The sequence below is a fragment of the Anaeromyxobacter dehalogenans 2CP-1 genome, from assembly GCF_000022145.1.
Classification (GTDB): domain Bacteria; phylum Myxococcota; class Myxococcia; order Myxococcales; family Anaeromyxobacteraceae; genus Anaeromyxobacter; species Anaeromyxobacter dehalogenans.
The window spans coordinates 4,595,752-4,612,593 of the sequence record NC_011891.1; the positions used below are offsets into that span (position 1 = coordinate 4,595,752).

A 16,842-nucleotide genomic window follows, 5' to 3' on the forward strand; every position below is an offset into this window, starting at 1 on the left:
CACCCTCACGATTCCTCGACTCCGCGCGTACCCACGCATGGGCGGGCCACAGGCCCGCCGGAGTCGAAGGGCTACTTCGCGGCGGTCCGCTTCAGCCGGAGCGCCAGCCGCAGCGCGTCCTCGTTCACGCCGGCGGTGAGCGTCCGGCCCCGGTCCTGCGCGACCGTCCGGTCGATCGCCGCCGCCACCTGCGCGGCGTCCGCGCCGAGCGGCTCGCGCGCCGCGATCCAGCCCAGCCCGAGCACGGCCGCGTGGCGCGCGGCGACGGCCGCGTCTCCGTCCACCGGGCGCGCGATGGCGTCGGCGAGCGCGCGCGCGTGCGCGGCCCCTCCGGCGCGGCCCACCTCCAGCGCGGCCCGATCCCGCACCGCCGGATCGGGATCGGCGAGCTTGCCCGCCCAGCAGGCCGCGTCCTGGCAGGCGGCCGCGGCGGCGAGGCGCGCCTTCATCCCGGCGAGCGCCTCGCCCTCCTGCGCGGGGCAGCCGTTGCCGCAGGCGCGGATGGCTTCCTCCACCACCGCCGCCTCCGGCGCCCCGCCCAGCCGCGACAGCGCCGCGAGCGGCGCCTCGCGCACGCGCCACGCCCCCGCGGCGGCGGCCGCGCGCAGCGCCGGCAGCGCCGCCGGGTCGCCGATCCGCGCGAGCGCCTCGCAGTAGCGATCGCGCGCGTCCGGGTCCGGCTCGCGGGCGACGAGGTCCGCGAGCGGCTTCACCGCCTCGCGCGCGCGCAGCCGGCCGAGCGACTCCGCCGCGAAGACGCGCACGTAGACGCCGACGCGGGGATCCGGATCCCGGTAGGTGAGCCGCGCGACCAGGGCCGGCACCGCGTCCGGGCCGCCCACGTCGCCGAGCACCTGCGCCGCCTTCGCGTACAGCGCGCCGCTCACCACGCCGCGCGTGCGCGCCCAGTCCTGCAGCGCCGCGTCCTTCCCCTCCAGCACTGCCAGCAGCGGCGCGGCCATGGGCCGGCCGATCTGCGCGGCGGCGAACGCCGCCTCCGGGAAGAACGTGACGCCCGGGCGCTCCTCGAACAGCATCCGGAGCACCACCGGGCCGGCCCGCGCGTCGCCGATCCGGCCCAGCGCCAGGATGGCGCGCTTGGCGGTGAACGGCTCGACCTCGGTCGAGGTCGCGATGCGCACCAGCGTGTCGATCGCGGCCGGGTCGCCGATCTCGCCGAGCGCGTCGACCGCCGCCACCTGCGTGTAGCCGTCGGGCGAGGCGGTCAGCTCGACGAGCGCCGGCACCGCCTCGCGCGCCCGGAGCGCGCCGAGCGCGGTGGCGATGTGCCGGTTCGCGTCGCGCGTGTCGCGGTCCTGCGCGGCGCGGTCCACCGCGTCCAGCAGCGGCTTCACCGCGGCCGGGTCGCCGATCTCGCCGAGCGCCATGGCCGCCTCGCCGCGGGCCCGCGGCGCCTGCTTCAGCACCTCGACCAGGTACGGCACGGCGGCGCGGCGGTCGCCCGGCGCCTTGCGCACCTGCGCGAGCGCTTCGAGCTTCTCGTCGGTGCGGCTCCTGCTGGCGGCGCGCTTCGCCCACCCCTCCGCGTCCTTCGGGCTTCCACACGCGGTGACGAGCAGGCAGGCGAGCAGGGCGGCAGCGCGGCGCAGCGTCATCATGGGCAGCTCCTCGGCTCCGGGGGACGGCGTTCAGCGGCCGGCGGCGCCCTGGCGGGGCGCCGGGACGGCGATGGGGGTGAGTTCGGGATCGTCGATGGCGAGCGCGGCGCGCCGCTCGCGGGCGGCGGCGGCGAGCGCCTCGATGGCGGGGGCGAGCTCGGGGGCGTGGGCCTCCGCCGCGCGCATCCGCTCCACCGCGGCCTCGAGCACGGCGGCGTGGCGCGCCTCGCGCGCCTTCATCGCGTCCACCGCCTCGAGGAAGGTGCGGAAGAACGCCTTCAGCTCGTCCCCCCGCCGAAGGGTCCGCATGCGCGGGAAGCGCCCCTGCGCCATGATGGAGAGGTAATGGCCCATCACGAACACCGGCCCGGCCACGCGGTGCGTGATCACGATGCCGAGCAGGCCCAGCGCGCCCGAGAGCAGCAGGGCGATGCCGGCGAACGCGGCCAGCAGCAGGCGGTCGCTGCGGGCGATGAGCGCGCGCGTGTCGGCGTCCTGCGGCAGGAGCGCGGTGGCCTGCGCGTGGGCCTGGTGCAGCCACAGCCCGAACGCGATCGCCACCACCAGCCCCGCGCCGGCCATGGTCAGCGCGTACTTGAGCTGGAACCCGCGATCGAGCAGGAAGTGGCGCCGCGCGTGGCCCGCGCCGGAAGGGCTCGCGGGGGAGACCTCGGACATCGTGCGTTCCCCTTTCCGCCTGGGCCCGCCTGGACGCCGACCGGGCCGGGCGATTCTACCGCGCGAGCGACCCCCCGCAACGCGGCTCGGCCGTCCCATGTCGGCGCGGCGGGGACAAAGTGTGCGCAGGGCGGACCGCCCGGAGGGCGCCGCGCGTGAGCGCGCGCAGACCGCTCGCGGCCGCCTGCGAGGCGGTGTACCGCGCCGCCCTGGCGCGCACCGCCGCCGCGCGCCTGGTGACGGAGGCGCTGGCGCGCGAGGCGCTCCCGCCCGGTCCGGTGCGCGTGGCGGCGCTCGGCAAGGCCGCCGCGCCCATGCTGGAGGCGGCGCTGGCCGCGCTCCGCGGGCGCGCGCGCGATCCGCTCTGCGTGCTGCCCGAGGGCGCGCGGCCGCCGATGGCGCCGGGCGCCCGCTGCATCGCCGCAGGCCACCCGCGGCCCACCGCCGGCTCGCTCGAGGCGGGACGGGCGCTCCTCGACTGGGCGGGCGCGGGCGCCGGCGCGCCGGCGCTGGTCTTGCTCTCCGGCGGCGGCAGCGCGCTGGCGGTGGCGCCCGCGGAGGGCGTCGCGGCGGAGGAGAAGGCGGAGGCGATCGCCGCGCTCATGCGCGCCGGCCTCACGATCCAGGCGCTGAACGCGGTGCGCAAGCACCTCTCGCGGCTGAAGGGCGGCCACCTCGGCGCGCGGCTCGCGCCCGCCGACGTCCGCGTGCTGGTGCTCTCCGACGTGCCCGGCGACGACCTCTCGGTGATCGCCTCCGGCCCGCTCGCGCCGGATCCGAGCACGTTCGGCGAGGCGCTCGCGGCGGTGCACGGCGCCGGCGCGGCCCTGCCGGACGCGGTGCGGGCGCGGCTCGAGGCGGGCGCGCGCGGCGCCGTGCCGGAGACGCCGAAGCCGGGCGACCCGCGCCTCGCCGGCGTGCGGCACCGGCTGCTCGCCGGCCCGGTGGACCTGGCGCGCGCCGCCGCGGACGTGGCGCGCGAAATGGGGATGGAGGCGGCGGTCGACCCGGTCCCGCTCACCGGCGACGTGGTGGCGGTGGCGGCGCGGCTGGCGCTCTGGGCGCGCGAGCGGGCGGCCCGGCCCGGCGCGCGCGGGCCGCGGCTGCTCGCGCTCGGCGGCGAGCCCACCATCCGCGTCCCGGCCGCCGCGGCCGCGCCCGAGGGCGGGCGGGCGCAGCACCTGGCGCTCCTCGCCGCCGCCGGCCTGGACGGCCTGCCGGCGGCGCTGCTCGCGGCCGGCTCCGACGGGCGCGACGGGCCCACCGGACAGGCGGGCGCGGTGGTGGACGGCGAGAGCGCGGGCGAGGCGACGCGGCGCGGGATCGACCTGGCCCGGGCGCTCGCCGAGGCCCGCTCCGGCCCCGCCGCGGTGGCGCTCGGCGCCGCCATCCCGCGCTTCGAGACCGGGACGCACCTGTGCGACCTGGTGCTGGTCGCGGTGGAGTGACAGCGCCTCCCGTTCGCGTGGGGCCCGTCGCGAGGCACACGGTGGCGTCGCCGAGCCGGGCACACGAGGACCGAGCAGCGCAGGCGTTCCCGTCGGCACGTCGAGCAGCGCAGGGACGAGTCTGCCCGGCGCAGGCAGCCAGCGTGCGCCGCAGCAGGGCTCCACGCGAATGGGCGGCGCTACCGTCCCCGGGCGCGTCCGGTTGGCGCTCGATCTCGCGCCCTCGCCCGCGTATACAGGGGCGGCCATGCGCATCGCCTTCCTCGGCACCCCCGCCTTCGCGGTCGCCGCGCTCGACGCGCTGGAGCGGGCCGGCCACGCGCTCGTGACCGTGGTGGCGCAGCCCGACCGCCCGGCCGGCCGCGGCCAGGCGCTGCGCGAGCCGGCCACCAAGGCCTGGGCCCGCGCGCGCGGCGTCCCGGTGCTCCAGCCGGAGAAGGTCCGCGACGGGACGCTCGCCGCCGCGCTCCGGGCGCTCGCGCCGGACGCGCTGGTGGTCGCCGCCTACGGCCGGATCCTGGGCAAGGACCTGCTCACGCTCGCCCCGCACGGCGCCCTCAACGTGCACGGCTCGCTGCTCCCGCGCTGGCGCGGCGCCGCGCCCATCCAGTGGGCGGTGGCCGAGGGCGAGCGCGAGACCGGCGTCACCATCATGCAGATGGACGAGGGGCTCGACACCGGCGACGTCCTGCTGCAGCGCGCGCTCGAGATCGGCGAGGACGACACCTCGGAGACGCTGGCGCCGCGGCTGGCGGCGCTGGGGGGCGAGGCGCTGGTCGAGGCGCTCCGCCTGCTCGAGGCCGGCGCGCTCGTGCCGGTTCGCCAGGACGCGGCGCAGGCCACGCTGGCGCGCATCCTGGAGAAGGAGGACGGGCGCATCGCCTGGACCCGCCCGGCCCGCCGCATCTCCGACCGGCTGCGCGGCTTCACGCCCTGGCCCGGCGCGTTCACCACGCTGGAGGGCCGGACGCTGAAGGTGCTGGAGGCGCGGCCGGGCGCGGACGTGGCGACGCCGGCGGGCGAGCCCGGCGAGGCCGAGGTGGTCCCCGGGCGCGGGCTGGCGGTCGCGTGCGGCGGCGGGAGCGCGCTGCTCGTCACGCGCGTGCAGCTGGAGGGCAGGCCGGCGCAGTCGGCGCTCGACCTCGCGAACGGCCTGCGCAGGAAGCGCTTCCGGCTGGGCACCTGATGGCCGGCCGCCCGACGAACCCGGCCGCGGGCGCGCGCGGCATCGCGTTCGACGTGCTCCGGCGCGTCGAGGAGGGCGGCGCGTACGCGTCGCGCGCGCTCGACGCCGCGCTCGGCGCGGCCGGCGCGCTCGATCCGCGCGAGGCAGGGCTCGCCACCGAGCTGGTCTACGGGACCCTGCGGCGGGCGCTCGCGCTCGATGCCGCGCTGGCGCCGCACTCCCGCCGCGCGCTCGCCGAGCTGGACCCGGCCGCGCGCGTGGCGCTGCGGCTCGGCGCCTACCAGCTGCTCGTGCTCGGCACGCCCGCGCACGCCGCCGTCGGCGAGACGGTGGCGCTCGCGAAGGCGGTGGACCACGGCCGCGCCGCCGGGTACGTGAACGCGGTCCTCCGGTCGCTGTCGCGCGCGGCGCGCTTCCCGGACCCGCCGGCGCTCGAGGCGGATCCGGCCGGCCACGTCGCCGCGGCCGAGGCGCTGCCGCGCTGGGTGGCGGAGGAGTGGGTGGGCTGGCTGGGCGCCGGCGAGGCGCTGGCGCTCGCCCGGGCCATGAACGCGCCCGCCCCGCTGTGCGTGCGCACGCCGGATCGCGAGGCGCTGCTCGCACGCGCCCGCGCCGCCGGCCTCGCCGCGGCGCCGGCCGCCCGGGCGCCGGGCGGGGTGGTGCTCACCGGCGCGTCGGTCGGCGAGCTGGCCCGCGCGGCCGGCGGCGTGCCGTTCCAGGTCCAGGACGAGGCCGCCCAGCTCGTGACGCTCCTCGCGGCGGGCGACCTGGCCGGCCGGCCGGCCCGCGTGCTCGACGCCTGCGCCGCGCCGGGCGGCAAGGCGTTCCACCTGGCCGAGCTGCTCGGGCCCGGCGCCGAGGTGGTCGCGATCGAGCTCCACCCGCGCAAGGCCGACGAGCTGGCCCGCGAGGCGGCGCGGCGTGGCCTGCCCGCGGTGCGGGTGGTGTGCGCCGACGCAGGGAAGCCCATCCCCGGGCTCGAGCCCGGGAGCTTCGACGCGGTGCTGGTGGACGCGCCCTGCGCCGGCCTCGGCACGCTCCGGCGCCACCCCGAGCTGAAGCTGCGCCGGGCCCCCGGGGACCTGCCGCGCATGGCCGCGCTCCAGCGCAAGATCGCCCTGAACGCGGCGCGCTACGCCCGGCCCGGCGCGCCGGTCGTCTACTCGATCTGCTCGCTCTCCCGCGCCGAGGGGCCGGAGGTGGTCGAGACGCTGCTCGGCGAGGGCTTCCGCCGCGCCCCGCCGCCCGCCGGCTTCCCGGCCGACGTGCTCGACGCGCGCGGCGATCTCCTCACCCTCCCGAGCCGCCACGGGACCGACGGCTTCTACGCCGCGCGGCTGGTGCGGGACGTGCCCTCCACCGACTAGGATCGCCCCATGCCCCTGCCCATCCGCATCGCCCCGTCGATCCTCTCCGCCGACTTCGGCCGGCTCGCCGAGGAGGTCCGCGCGGTCGAGGCCGCCGGCGCCGACGTGATCCACGTGGACGTGATGGACGGGCGGTTCGTGCCGAACATCACCATCGGCCCGCTGGTGGTGGAGGCGGTGCGCAAGGTCACGAAGCTCCCGGTGGACGCGCACCTCATGATCGTCGAGCCGGAGAAGTACGTGGAGGCGTTCGCGAAGGCGGGCGCCGACCTGGTCTCGGTGCACGCCGAGGTCTCGCCGCACCTCCACCGCACGCTGCAGGCCATCCGCGCCGCGGGCGCGCGCCCGGCGGTGGCGCTCAACCCGTCCACCGACCTCACCGCCGTCGAGTACGTGCTCGGCGACTGCGAGATGGTGCTCGTCATGACCGTCAACCCGGGCTTCGGCGGGCAGAAGTACATCGAGGCCTGCACCGAGAAGGTCCGCCGCCTGCGGGCCATGGCGGACGCGCGCGGGCTGGCGCTCGAGATCGAGGTCGACGGCGGCGTGAAGCCGGAGACCGCCGCCAAGGTCGCGGCGGCGGGCGCGAACGTGCTCGTCGCCGGCACGGCCGTGTTCGGTGCGCCGGACTACCGCCAGGCCATCGCGGGCATCCGCGCCGCCGCGGAGCGCGGCCGCGGCTAGTCGTCCTCGACCGGCTCGATCCGGACGCGCACCACGCCGTCCTCGACCATGCCGAGCTTGCGGGCCGCCGCGTAGGACAGGTCCACCACCCGGCCGCCGGCGAACGGCCCGCGATCGGTGACCTTCACCACCACGCTCTTGCCCGACTCGAGCGACGTCACCTTGAGCCGCGTGCCGAACGGCGCGGTCCGGTGCGCGCAGGTCATGGCGTGCATGTCGAAGCGGCTGCCGCTGGCGGTCCGCCGCCCGTGGTGCCGCTTGCCGTAATAGCTCGCGAGGCCGACCTGCTCACCCGGGCGCGCGGGCGCCTCGGCGGCGCGGGCCGGCTCGCCGCCGCCGGGACCGCCGCCGGCCTCGCGCGCGGGTCCGTGCGCGCAGGCGGCCGCGGCGCAGAGCGCCACCGCCGCCGCGCGGAGCGCGCGCCCGCTCACGCGGTGCGCCTCCCTCGGAAGGTGCGCTGGACCTCCGGGTGATCGGCGATGAGCGTCAGCGCCTCGTCGAGCAGCGTCTTGCCCGGCTCCATCTTGAACCAGGTCGAGGCACCCGACGGGTGCGGCAGCGGGATGACGTCGGTCTTCACGCCGTGGAAGTACGCACGGAGCGTGCGCCCGACCACGGCCGCGATGGGCTCCGTGCGGCCGAGCACCTCCTGGATGGCGAGGCGACCGACCGGGATCACGAGCCGAGGCCGGAGGATCTCCACCTCCCGCCGGACGAAGCCCCGCCACAGCGCGCACTCGTCGGGCGTGGGCACGCGGTCGCCGCCGCCCGGCGCCTTTCCGGGGAAGCATCGCACCACGGCGGAGATGTAGACGCGCTCGCGGACCAGGTCCTCGCCGGCGCCGGTGGCGCGCTCCAGCCAGCGGAACAGCGTCTTGCCGGCGGTCCACGCGAACGGGCGGCCGAAGCGCGCCTCGTGCGGCCCGGGCGCCTGGCCGATGAGGAAGATCCGGCTCGGCACCGGCGGCCCGTGGATCGGCGGGCCGAAGCCGCGCGGCCGGAACGCCGCCACGTCGCGGAGCACCGCCTCGAGCGCGGTGACGGTCTTCGGGGGGCGCGGCACGGGGAGCCGAGCCTATCCGGCACCGCGGCCGCGCGCCAACCGGGCCGGGTGCGCAGGCGTGCGTGCGTCTGCTACCCCTCGCGCCAGGGCTCCTCGCGCACCGAGTGGATCCAGCCCTCGCAGCGCGGGACGTTCGCGGGCACGCCCACGAACCCGAAGTGCCAGGCGGCCGCGGCGGCGGTGGCCGACAGCACCGCGTCGAGGTGCTCGCCGTCGCCGTCCTCGACGATCTGCGCCGCCTGCTCCATCTCGAATTCGAGCTTGGCGGCGTGGCGCAGCGTGCGGAGGATCTTCGCGCGGGTGGAGGAGCGCGCGACGCCGTCGCGCTCGTCGTCGCGGTAGGTGCACACCCCGCACATCGCGCGCGCCACGTGGCCCGGGCGCACCTCGACCACGAGCGGCTTGCCGGCGGCCGGCGGATCCCAGGGCAGGAAGGCGGCGGTGGCGCGGGCCATGGTGCACAGGCCGAAGAAGGTCTGCCGGAACGCGCGCGCGCTGGTGGGGGTGGCCGGCTCGGCGCGGTAGCAGTCGGTGAAGCGCGGGCGGTCCTTCCCGAGCTCGGCGCGCAGCCGCGCCGCGCCCTCGGAGAAGTCGCCGCCCTGCCCGAGGAAGCGCTCCTCGAGGTTGCGGCCCAGCACCGCCGGGCCGCGGATGGCCTGCCGCAGCACCCCCAGCTGCCGCAGGTGGGTCTCGGAGAGCGAGAGCGCGAAGTCGACGCCCAGGGTGAGGCGCCCCTCGGCCCAGCGCGCCTCCTCCGCCAGCCAGGCGGCGAAGCGCGCCTGCACGTCGCGGCGGCCGGGCGCGTCGGTGAACGGGCGCCACAGGCGCGTCAGGCGCGCCCGCTCGGGCTCGCACTCGATCTTGGCGGCGAGGATCTGGTTGCCGGCGCCCTCGATCCCGCTCCAGCGCAGCCCGATGACCACGCCGCGCTCGGGCAGCCCGATCCTGGGCGGCGACGCCCTGCCATAGACGGCACCCGAAGCGGTGGATGGCTCGTTCTCGTTTGGCATGGCGCTCGCTGCGTTTATCGCCCGGTTCCGGCGGGTGTCAACCGGCGCCGGACCCCCGCCCCCGATTCACGCGCGGGGGCGGCGGAAGCGGACGCTCCGTCCGGCCGACGCGCGCACGGACCCCCATTGGCGCGGGCCCTGCCGGGACGCAGCGCCCGGTGCACGGCCGAGCGCTCAGGGGGTTCCCTCTACGGGCCGCCGTGCCCAGAGTACGGGCGAACATGGCTTCCCCCGCTCGCATCCTCGTCGTCGAAGACGACGTCGCCATCCGGGAAACGATCGCCGAGCTGCTGCAGGAAGAGGGCTACGCGGTCAGCTGCGCCTCGAACGGCGCGGAGGCGCTGGACCGGCTCGCGGCGGTCGATCAACCGCCCAACCTGATCGTGCTCGACCTGATGATGCCGATCATGGACGGATGGGCGTTCCGCTCGGTCCAGCGCGGCGACCCGCGCCTCTCCGCGATCCCCGTGCTCGTGCTCTCGGCGGGCCACGGCGGCGACAGCCGCGCCGTCGCCAACCTGGCCGCCGAGGCATTCCTCCCGAAGCCGTTCGATCTGGCGAGCTTCGTGGACGCGGTGCACCGGCTCTGCTGACCTCGGCGCGGACGCGCGCCGCCGCGCGCGCCCCGAGCAGCGCCGCCAGGATCGTCGCGAACACGTACGGGCGCAGCGCGTCCGCCTTCACGCGCCAGACGAAGTGCACCACGCCGAGCGCGGCCACCGCGTAGACCAGCCGGTGCAGCCGCTTCCAGCGCGCGTACCCGAGGCGCCGGACCCAGCGGTCGGTGGACGTGACCGCGAGCGGCACGAGCAGCAGCCAGGCGACGAACCCGACCGCCATGAACTTCCGCTTCAGCACGTCCTTCGCGAGCACGTGCAGGTCGAAGAACTGGTCCACGCCCACGTACCAGCACAGGTGCAGCGTGGCGTACGCGAACGTGAACAGGCCGAGCATGCGCCGCACCCGCACCGGCCAGGCGAGGCCGAGGAGGTCGTGCGCCGGCGTGGGCGCGAGCGAGAGCGTGAGCAGCGTGAGCGTCCAGAAGCCGAGCCGGTTGAGCACCGCCTCGATGGGGTTCGCGCCCAGCCCGCCGGTGAACGCGTCCCAGGCGAGCTTCGCGAGCGGGAGGCAGCAGGCGGCGAAGGTGAGCGCCTTCAGGAGGCGCAAGCGGATGTGGATGCCGGCGCGCGTCACGTCGGGTCAGTAGTTCTTGCGCAGGTCGAGGCCGGCGTAGAGCGGCGCGACCTCGGCGGCGTAGCCGTTGAACGGCAGCGTCTTGCGGCGGAAGAACTCGCCGATGCGCCGCTCCCGCGCCTGGCTCCAGCGCGGGTGGTCCACCTCGGGGTTCACGTTCGCGTAGAAGCCGTACTCGTCCGGCGCGGCGTCGTTCCAGGTGGTGTGCGGGCGGTCCGCGAGGAAGGTGATCCGCACGATCGACTTCGCGCCCTTGAACCCGTACTTCCACGGCACCACCAGCCGGAGCGGGGCGCCGTTCTGCCCGGGCAGCACGCGGCCGTACAGCCCGACGGCGAGCAGCGCGAGCGGGTGGTTGGCCTCGTCGATCCGGAGCGCCTCCACGTACGGCCATGGCAGCACCGGGCGGCGCTGGCCGGGGAGCTGGTCGCGATCGAGAAGCGTCTGGAACGCGACGTACTTCGCGCGCGAGGTCGGCTCGAGGCGGCGCACCAGGTCGGCGAGCGGGAAGCCCACCCACGGGATCACCATGGACCAGGCCTCCACGCAGCGCATCCGGTAGACGCGCTCCTCCGGCGGGAACATGCGGACGAGCGCGTCCACGTCGAGCGTCTGCGGCCGCTTCACCTCGCCGGCGATGGTGACGGTCCACGGGCGGGCACGGAGCGAGCCGGCGTTGCGCGACGGGTCCTCCTTGGAGGTCCCGAGCTCGTAGAAGTTGTTGTAGCCGGTGACCGAGTCCCAGGGCGTGGGCGTCTCGCCGCCGGCCTGGTCCACCTTGCGCGCCACCTGCAGCGCCGCGCCGGTGGGATCGCCCGCCCGCGCGCCGCGCGGCAGGAGCAGCCCCACCGCGCCCGCGGCGCCGAGCGCCAGGAAGTCCCGCCGACGCAGGTACAGCGCCTCCGGGGTGGCCTCCCGCTCCGCCATGTCCGGCCGCCAGCGCGCCATCGCCGTCCTCCGTCTCCGCAGGGGATACGCGCCCCCCGGCGCCGGGTTGCATAATGGCCGCGGCATGGCCCTGCTGCGTTGCCACGGCGCCCTGGACGAGCTCGCGATGTGGGGCGAGGACCGGCGCCGCCGCGCGCCCGTCCCGTTCCGCGGGGCGGACGCCGCGCCGCTCGACTGCTTCGGCCCGCTCCCAGCGCTGCCGCCGCCGCCGGGCGCGTCCGGCCCGTGGCGCGCCCCCTCGCCGCGGGCGTGCCCGGGCGACGGGGAGATGTCGGCGATGGCGCGGCCGCCGGAGGGCACGCGGCGCGGCACGGTGGTGCTGGTGCCGCCGTGGAAGATCCCGCGCCTCGGGCTGGTGGCGCGCTGGGAGCGCGCGCTCGCCGCCGAGGGGTTCGCGTGCTGGACGCTGGTGCCGCCGCGCCACCTGCACCGCGCCGCGCCGGGCGTGCGGAGCGGCGAGGGGTTCGTCACGCCCGACGTCCCGGCGCTGCGCGCCGCGATGGAGCAGCTCGTGCTCGAGATCCGCGTGCTCCTCGCGCTCGCCCGCGCGCACGGGGGCGCGGCCGGCCTGTGCGGGCTCTCGCTGGGCGCGCTCGCGGCCGGGCTCGCCGCCACCGCACCCGAGGCGGCGGACTTCGCCGCGCTGGTGGCGCCGCCCGTGGACCTCGCCGCGGTGTTCGAGGGGACGCGGATCGGCCGGCGCTACCTGGGCCTGGCGCGCCGCGCCGGGGCGCCGCCGCCGCCGGCGCCGGAGCTCGGCGCGATGCTGGCGCCGTTCCGGCCGGACGCGCGGCCGCCCACCGCGCGGCGGGTGCTGGTGGTGACCGGCGACGCGGACCGGATCGCGCTCCGGCCGGGCGCGGACGCGCTCGCGACGCGCTGGGGCGCCGCGCGGGCGAGCTTCCCGCGCGGGCACCTCACGCTCATCTTCGGGTGCGCCGCGGCGCGCCGCGCGGTGGCGCGCTTCGCCGCGGCCGGCTGACTACTTCTTCTTCGCCGCCCCGCCCGCCTTGCAGGCGTCGCGCGCGGCCTTCACCTCGTCGAAGAACGCGGCCGGCACGACCCCGCCGCGCACCACCTGCCAGGTCTTCTCCATGGCGGTGCGCCAGGCGGCCGGATCGCCCTTCTCCACCTGCAGCCCCTGCTTCTGCATGGCCGTGACGGCGTCGGTGTTGAGCCGCTTCACCTCGACGTCCACCTTCTCGCCCAGCTCCTTGGCGATGGCGACCAGCTTGGCGCGGGTGTCCGCCGGGATCTTCTCCCAGGCGTCCTTGCGCACCAGCGTCGCGCCCATCATCCAGCTCCAGGGCAGGTCCATCATGTGGCTCGCCTTCTCGTGCAGGCGGGCGGTGAGGACGTACAGCGGCACGTTCGGGATGCAGTCGATCATGCCGGTCTGCAGCGAGGGGACGATGTCGTTGGACGAGAGCACCACCGGCTTCAGCCCCGCCGCGCGGAACGCCTCCACGCTCTTCGGGTCGCCCTCCCAGGCCCAGATCTTCGCGTTCGCCATGTCCGCCGGCGAGCGGTGCGCCGAGGAGCAGAACAGGTGGATGGCGCCGATGCGGCTCCACTGCAGCGCGATCAGCCCGCGCCTCTCCAGCGCCGCCTCGAGCTGCGGCCGCATCTTCGCGAACGCGCACTCCATCTGCGCCTGGTCCTCGAACAGGAACGGGACCGAGAGCGCCTGCGGCTCGGGGATGACGTCGTGCATGCCGACGTTGGAGATGGCGGCGCCCTGGAGCTGGCCGATCCCCATCTTCCGGACCATGTCGCCCTCGCTGCCCTGGGCGCCGCCGGCGTAGATGCGGAGCTTCACCTGCCCGCCGGACGCCTGCTCCCAGCGCTGCGCCATCTCCTTCAGGATCTCGTGCCAGGTGGACCCCTGCGGCGCGAGCGTGCCGAGCTTGATGACCACGTTCTGGGCGCGGGCGGCCGGGGCGAGCGCCGCGAGGAGCGCGGCGAGGAGCAGCTTCTTCACGTGGGACTCCCGGGACTAGAGGAACAGATCGTCGACGTGGTCGAGCAGCGCGCGGGCGCGCCGCTGGGCCAGGATGTTGGCGAGCCGGTACCTCGGCTCGGCGTCCGGATCGGCGCGCACGACCTCCTCGAGGACGCGCGTGAACTCGGCCCGGTCCTGCTGCTGGACGAGGACGCCCTCCGCCCAGGAGACGAGCGGACCCAGCTTCTTGTTCATCGAGAGGGCGAGCGCCCGGTCCAGGTGCGCCCTGGCCCTCCCCGCCCCGCCGCCCTGGGCGGCGCTGCGGGTGGCGTCGTAGGAGACGAAGAACTCGTGGATCGCCCCCTCGCCCCATCGCTCGTCGAGCTCGAGCGCGCGCTCCATCATCGCGATCGCGACCGGCAACTCGGCCACGAGCTGCATGTCGCCCTTGCCGTTCACGATGGCGAGCGTCCAGGCGGAGGCGGTCCAGTACAGCAGCGGGACGTCCTTCTTCTCGGCGCGCCGGAGCGCGCCCGCCACGTCGCGCCCGTCGCGGAGGCGGCGGGAGAGCTTCTCGTGGCGGACCTCCAGCCCGCGCAGCCCGTACTCGCGGGCGCGCAGGAAGAGCTTCTTCGCGCGGGCGCGGCCGGCGCGGGCCGCGTCGATGCGGCCGTCGAGGTCGGCCTGCTCGGCGTCCGCCTGCACGAACGCGTAGCCGTACTGGGTGAAGCTGCTGGTGAGCGCGGTGAGGAGCCCGACGTGCCGGGGGTTCTCCTCGAGGATCCCCTCCATCGTCTTCAGGCCGAACGGGACCGCGTCGCGCACCAGCTCCGGATCGTCGTCCGAGGCGTAGGAGGTGCCGCTCTGCGCGATCGCGTCCGCCGCGAAGGAGAGCGCGGCGCTCTTGCACCCGGCGAGCGGCGGCAGCGTGACCGCCAGTATGAGGGCGACGTGTGTACGGTTCACGCGGGATGGCCCGTCCGCGGAGGGATCGTGATAAGCGTGGGTACTCATAGATGCCCCTCCGTGAGGGGTCAATCGACTTTCGCGTGACCGCCCCAACCATCTCCAGCCACGGCGATCCGGAAGCGCAGGGCACGCGCATCGAGCGCGGCCTCGTCACGTTCCTGCTCGTGACGATGATCCTGCTGCCGGCCGCCTCCACCGTGTCGCGGCGCCTCCTCGGCCGGGAGCTGCCCGGCTCGGCCGTGCTCGCGCAGCACATCACCCTCTGGGTGGGCTTCCTCGGAGCGATGCTCGCCACCGCGAGCGGACGCCACCTCGCCCTGTCCACGCTCGACGTCATCCCGGTCGGCTGGCCCCGCACCGCGGCCTGGTTCCTCGGCCAGGCCGTCTCCGCCGCGGTGACCGCGCTGCTCGCCTGGGCGTCGCTCGAGCTGGTCAAGGTGGAGTGGACCGGCTTCGGCCAGGTCGCGTTCGGCATCAAGGTGGCCTGGAGCCAGCTGGTGATGCCGGTGGGCTTCGCGATCATGGCGCTGCGCTTCGCGTGGCGTGCCGGCGCGCCGTGCGAGTCCCTCCGCTGCTGGGGGCTGCGCGTCGCCGCCGCGCTGATCGCCGCGGGCGCCTTCCTGCTCGGCTCGGCCGTGCCCGGCCCCGCGCTCACCTGGATCCTGTCGATCCTGGTGCTGCTCGCGTTCCTGCTGGGCGCGCCGGTGTTCGTGGCCATGGCAGGCCTCGCCATGGTCCTGTTCTTCCGCGACGCGGGCGATCCGATCGCCGTCGTCGCGGTCCCCACCGCCACGTTCAACCTGGTCTCGTCGGCCACGCTGCCCGCCATCCCGCTGCTCACCGCGGCCGGCTACGTGCTCGCCGAGGGCGGCGCGGCGCGCCGGCTGGTGCGCGCGTACAAGGGGATCTTCGGGTGGATGCCGGGCGGCGTCGCGGTGATGGCGACGTTCGTCTGCGCGCTGTTCACCACCTTCACCGGCGCGTCCGGCGTCACCATCCTCGCGCTGGGCGGCCTGCTGCTCCCGGCGCTGCTCGAGGACGGCTACCCGGAGGACTTCTCGGTCGGCCTGGTCACGGCGGCCGGCTCGCTGGGCCTGCTGTTCCCGCCCTCGCTGCCGGTGATCCTCTACGGCGTGGTGGCGCAGGCGCCCATCGACCACCTGTTCATCGGCGGCCTGGTGCCGGGCCTGCTCATGATCGTCCTCGTGGCCGCGTACGGCGTCCTCGTGGGCGTCCGCTCCCGCGCGCCGCGGCAGGCGTTCCACCCGCGCGAGGCGCTCGCCGCGCTGTGGGACGCGAAGTGGGACCTCGGGCTCCCGACGCTCGTCGTCGTGGCGGTGGGGTCCGGGTTCGCCACGGTGGTGGAGGCCGCCGCGCTCGCCGCCGCCTACGCGCTGGTGGTGGAGCTGCTGGTGTTCCGCTCGATCGGCCCGGTCCGCGACCTGCCGCGGGTGCTGGTCCACGCGTCCACGCTGGTCGGGAGCGTGGTGATCCTGCTCGGCACCGCGCTCGGCCTCACCTCCTGGTTCGTGGACGCGGAGATCCCCACCCGGCTGGTGGAGTGGATGACGGCGCACGTGCACTCGCCGGCGCTCTTCCTGCTCATGCTGAACGCGGTGCTGCTGGTGCTCGGCAGCGTGCTCGAGATCTACTCGGCCATCGTGGTGCTGGCGCCGCTGGTCGCGCCGCTCGGCGTCGCGTACGGCATCGAGCCCATCCACCTCGGCGTGGTGTTCCTCGCGAACCTCGAGCTCGGGTTCCTGTTCCCGCCCATGGGGCTCAACCTGTTCCTGTCGGCCTCGCGGTTCAACAAGCCGCTGCCGTACCTGTACCGGAAGGCGTTCCCGTTCCTGCTCATCATGAGCGCGGGCGTCCTCGCCATCACCTACCTGCCGGCCATCACCACCGGCGTGGTGGAGCTGCTGGCGCGGGACTAGCGCGCCGGCGCGCGGGCCGGCCAGCCCTCGCGCAGCGCGAACACCGCCAGCGTCACGGCGTACGCGCCGGCCACGTCGATGGTGTAGTGCAGGTGCGCGAGGAACACCGACGCGACCACCAGCACGTGGCCCACGAGCGCCGGCCAGCGCAGGCGCGGCCACCGCCACACGTAGAGCAGGAGCAGGAACGTGGTGGCGGTGTGGCCGGAGAAGAACAGGTCCTTGGTGAGGTACGCGCGCATCGAGCCGTTCGCGAACACCTGCCACGGCGAGAGGAGCTGCACGTACGCGTCCCAGGGGGCGTGCCCGGAGATCCCGGGGCCGGCGCGCGCCGGGTCGGGCGCGCCCAGGCCGGTCATCGCGATGGTGGCGCCGCGGAGCAGCGACACGATCGCGCCAGCCACGTTGTAGCGGACGAAGGTGCGCGGCGAGATCCAGAGCAGCGCGGCGGCCACCGGCAGGTAGATGCCCAGCCAGAGCACGTAGTTCCCGCGCGCCACCCACTCGACGTAGGGGACGTGCGCGAGCAGGAGGTCGGGCAGCGCGGCGGGCGCGGGGCGGAGCTCGTTCCAGACCGCGGCCGCGGTCATGGCGGCGTAGCTCGCCAGGCGCAGCGCGAGCGCGAGCAGCACCGCGGCCCAGGCGGCGCGCAGGGCGGGCCACCCGCCCTTGGCCGGCGGCGGCGCGCTCGCGGACGGGGCGAGCCGCGCGGGCTCGGGCTGGGGCGACGGGGCGGCCATGGCGGGGGTGTATAGAGCACGCCGCCGGCCGGGGCACCAGCCACCCACGGCGCCCTC

Annotated in this window: 16 protein-coding genes and 1 pseudogene; 7 read left to right on the top strand and 10 right to left on the bottom strand. The window is 76.4% G+C overall.

What is annotated here, in order from left to right; genetic code table 11:
- Positions 1-71: 71 nt before the first annotated feature.
- Together A2CP1_RS20690 and A2CP1_RS20695 are read right to left on the bottom strand one after the other, a co-directional pair.
- Complete coding sequence (locus A2CP1_RS20690) at positions 72-1,619, bottom strand: HEAT repeat domain-containing protein (RefSeq protein ID WP_015935148.1); 1,548 nt, start codon at positions 1,617-1,619, stop codon at positions 72-74.
- Between the two features lie 30 nt (positions 1,620-1,649).
- A complete protein-coding gene (locus A2CP1_RS20695; protein WP_015935149.1) occupies positions 1,650-2,297 on the bottom strand; it encodes a hypothetical protein in 648 nt (215 codons plus the stop codon).
- A 155-nt stretch (positions 2,298-2,452) separates the two neighbouring features.
- Between A2CP1_RS20695 and A2CP1_RS20700 the strand changes: the two genes are divergently transcribed.
- From A2CP1_RS20700 to rpe, 4 genes are all read left to right on the top strand, one after another.
- The gene (locus A2CP1_RS20700; protein WP_015935150.1) at positions 2,453-3,745 is read left to right on the top strand and encodes a glycerate kinase type-2 family protein; all 1,293 of its coding nucleotides are present in this window, start codon (positions 2,453-2,455) and stop codon (positions 3,743-3,745) included.
- 247 nt (positions 3,746-3,992) lie between these two features.
- A complete protein-coding gene (gene fmt / locus A2CP1_RS20705; RefSeq protein WP_015935151.1) occupies positions 3,993-4,931 on the top strand; it encodes a methionyl-tRNA formyltransferase in 939 nt (312 codons plus the stop codon).
- Complete coding sequence (locus tag A2CP1_RS20710; RefSeq protein ID WP_015935152.1) at positions 4,931-6,298, top strand: RsmB/NOP family class I SAM-dependent RNA methyltransferase; 1,368 nt, start codon at positions 4,931-4,933, stop codon at positions 6,296-6,298. Before fmt ends, A2CP1_RS20710 begins: the two co-directional genes overlap by 1 nt.
- A gap of 9 nt (positions 6,299-6,307) precedes the next feature.
- The gene (rpe, locus tag A2CP1_RS20715; protein WP_012528040.1) at positions 6,308-6,982 is read left to right on the top strand and encodes a ribulose-phosphate 3-epimerase; all 675 of its coding nucleotides are present in this window, start codon (positions 6,308-6,310) and stop codon (positions 6,980-6,982) included.
- Here rpe and A2CP1_RS20720 read toward each other — a convergent pair.
- The 3 genes from A2CP1_RS20720 to A2CP1_RS20730 all read right to left on the bottom strand — a co-directional run bounded on the left by A2CP1_RS20720 (position 6,979) and on the right by A2CP1_RS20730 (position 9,055).
- On the bottom strand, positions 6,979-7,413 hold the full coding sequence (locus A2CP1_RS20720) for a septal ring lytic transglycosylase RlpA family protein (protein ID WP_015935153.1): 435 nt from the start codon (positions 7,411-7,413) through the stop codon (positions 6,979-6,981). The genes rpe and A2CP1_RS20720 overlap by 4 nt on opposite strands.
- Positions 7,410-8,045, bottom strand: a complete 636-nt coding sequence (locus A2CP1_RS20725; protein ID WP_015935154.1) for a uracil-DNA glycosylase family protein — start codon at positions 8,043-8,045, stop codon at positions 7,410-7,412. Before A2CP1_RS20725 ends, A2CP1_RS20720 begins: the two co-directional genes overlap by 4 nt.
- 71 nt (positions 8,046-8,116) lie before the next feature.
- Entirely contained in the window at positions 8,117-9,055 is a 939-nt protein-coding gene (locus tag A2CP1_RS20730) for a hypothetical protein (protein ID WP_015935155.1), read from the bottom strand.
- A 221-nt stretch (positions 9,056-9,276) separates the two neighbouring features.
- Here A2CP1_RS20730 and A2CP1_RS23090 point away from each other — a divergent pair.
- Positions 9,277-9,573: pseudogene (locus tag A2CP1_RS23090) on the top strand (response regulator transcription factor); the annotation flags it as partial.
- On the opposite strand, the gene A2CP1_RS24005 reads toward A2CP1_RS23090, so the two are convergent.
- Both A2CP1_RS24005 and msrP read right to left on the bottom strand, forming a co-directional pair.
- Positions 9,461-10,249 (bottom strand): protein-methionine-sulfoxide reductase heme-binding subunit MsrQ, encoded by a 789-nt coding sequence (locus A2CP1_RS24005; protein ID WP_015935156.1) that lies wholly within the window; start codon positions 10,247-10,249, stop codon positions 9,461-9,463. The pseudogene A2CP1_RS23090 and the gene A2CP1_RS24005 sit on opposite strands and share 113 nt — an antisense overlap.
- A 6-nt stretch (positions 10,250-10,255) precedes the next feature.
- The gene (gene msrP, locus A2CP1_RS20745; protein WP_015935157.1) at positions 10,256-11,197 is read right to left on the bottom strand and encodes a protein-methionine-sulfoxide reductase catalytic subunit MsrP; all 942 of its coding nucleotides are present in this window, start codon (positions 11,195-11,197) and stop codon (positions 10,256-10,258) included.
- 64 nt (positions 11,198-11,261) lie between these two features.
- Between msrP and A2CP1_RS20750 the strand changes: the two genes are divergently transcribed.
- Complete coding sequence (locus tag A2CP1_RS20750) at positions 11,262-12,179, top strand: hypothetical protein (protein ID WP_015935158.1); 918 nt, start codon at positions 11,262-11,264, stop codon at positions 12,177-12,179.
- On the opposite strand, the gene A2CP1_RS20755 is transcribed toward A2CP1_RS20750, so the two are convergent.
- Both A2CP1_RS20755 and A2CP1_RS20760 read right to left on the bottom strand, forming a co-directional pair.
- On the bottom strand, positions 12,180-13,178 hold the full coding sequence (locus A2CP1_RS20755) for a TRAP transporter substrate-binding protein (RefSeq protein WP_015935159.1): 999 nt from the start codon (positions 13,176-13,178) through the stop codon (positions 12,180-12,182).
- Positions 13,179-13,193: 15 nt separating this feature from the next.
- Positions 13,194-14,105 (bottom strand): TRAP transporter TatT component family protein, encoded by a 912-nt coding sequence (locus A2CP1_RS20760; protein ID WP_245529880.1) that lies wholly within the window; start codon positions 14,103-14,105, stop codon positions 13,194-13,196.
- Between the two features lie 83 nt (positions 14,106-14,188).
- Here A2CP1_RS20760 and A2CP1_RS20765 point away from each other — a divergent pair, with 83 nt between their 5' ends.
- A complete protein-coding gene (locus A2CP1_RS20765) occupies positions 14,189-16,045 on the top strand; it encodes a TRAP transporter large permease (protein WP_245529881.1) in 1,857 nt (618 codons plus the stop codon).
- Here A2CP1_RS20765 and A2CP1_RS20770 read toward each other — a convergent pair.
- The gene (locus A2CP1_RS20770; protein WP_015935162.1) at positions 16,042-16,785 is read right to left on the bottom strand and encodes a phosphatase PAP2-related protein; all 744 of its coding nucleotides are present in this window, start codon (positions 16,783-16,785) and stop codon (positions 16,042-16,044) included. The two genes, A2CP1_RS20765 and A2CP1_RS20770, sit on opposite strands and share 4 nt — an antisense overlap.
- Positions 16,786-16,842 lie beyond the last annotated feature (57 nt).

What these genes read in the sequence shown, in the direction of transcription:
- fmt (WP_015935151.1), top strand. Translation starts at nt 3,993, where the DNA reads ATGCGCATCGCCTTCCTCGGCACCCCCGCCTTCGCGGTCGCCGCGCTC.
- A2CP1_RS20690 (WP_015935148.1), bottom strand. Translation starts at nt 1,619, where the DNA reads ATGATGACGCTGCGCCGCGCTGCCGCCCTGCTCGCCTGCCTGCTCGTC.
- rpe (WP_012528040.1), top strand. Translation starts at nt 6,308, where the DNA reads ATGCCCCTGCCCATCCGCATCGCCCCGTCGATCCTCTCCGCCGACTTC.
- A2CP1_RS20730 (WP_015935155.1), bottom strand. Translation starts at nt 9,055, where the DNA reads ATGCCAAACGAGAACGAGCCATCCACCGCTTCGGGTGCCGTCTATGGC.
- A2CP1_RS20770 (WP_015935162.1), bottom strand. Translation starts at nt 16,785, where the DNA reads ATGGCCGCCCCGTCGCCCCAGCCCGAGCCCGCGCGGCTCGCCCCGTCC.
- msrP (WP_015935157.1), bottom strand. Translation starts at nt 11,197, where the DNA reads ATGGCGCGCTGGCGGCCGGACATGGCGGAGCGGGAGGCCACCCCGGAG.
- A2CP1_RS20695 (WP_015935149.1), bottom strand. Translation starts at nt 2,297, where the DNA reads ATGTCCGAGGTCTCCCCCGCGAGCCCTTCCGGCGCGGGCCACGCGCGG.
- A2CP1_RS20750 (WP_015935158.1), top strand. Translation starts at nt 11,262, where the DNA reads ATGGCCCTGCTGCGTTGCCACGGCGCCCTGGACGAGCTCGCGATGTGG.
- A2CP1_RS20710 (WP_015935152.1), top strand. Translation starts at nt 4,931, where the DNA reads ATGGCCGGCCGCCCGACGAACCCGGCCGCGGGCGCGCGCGGCATCGCG.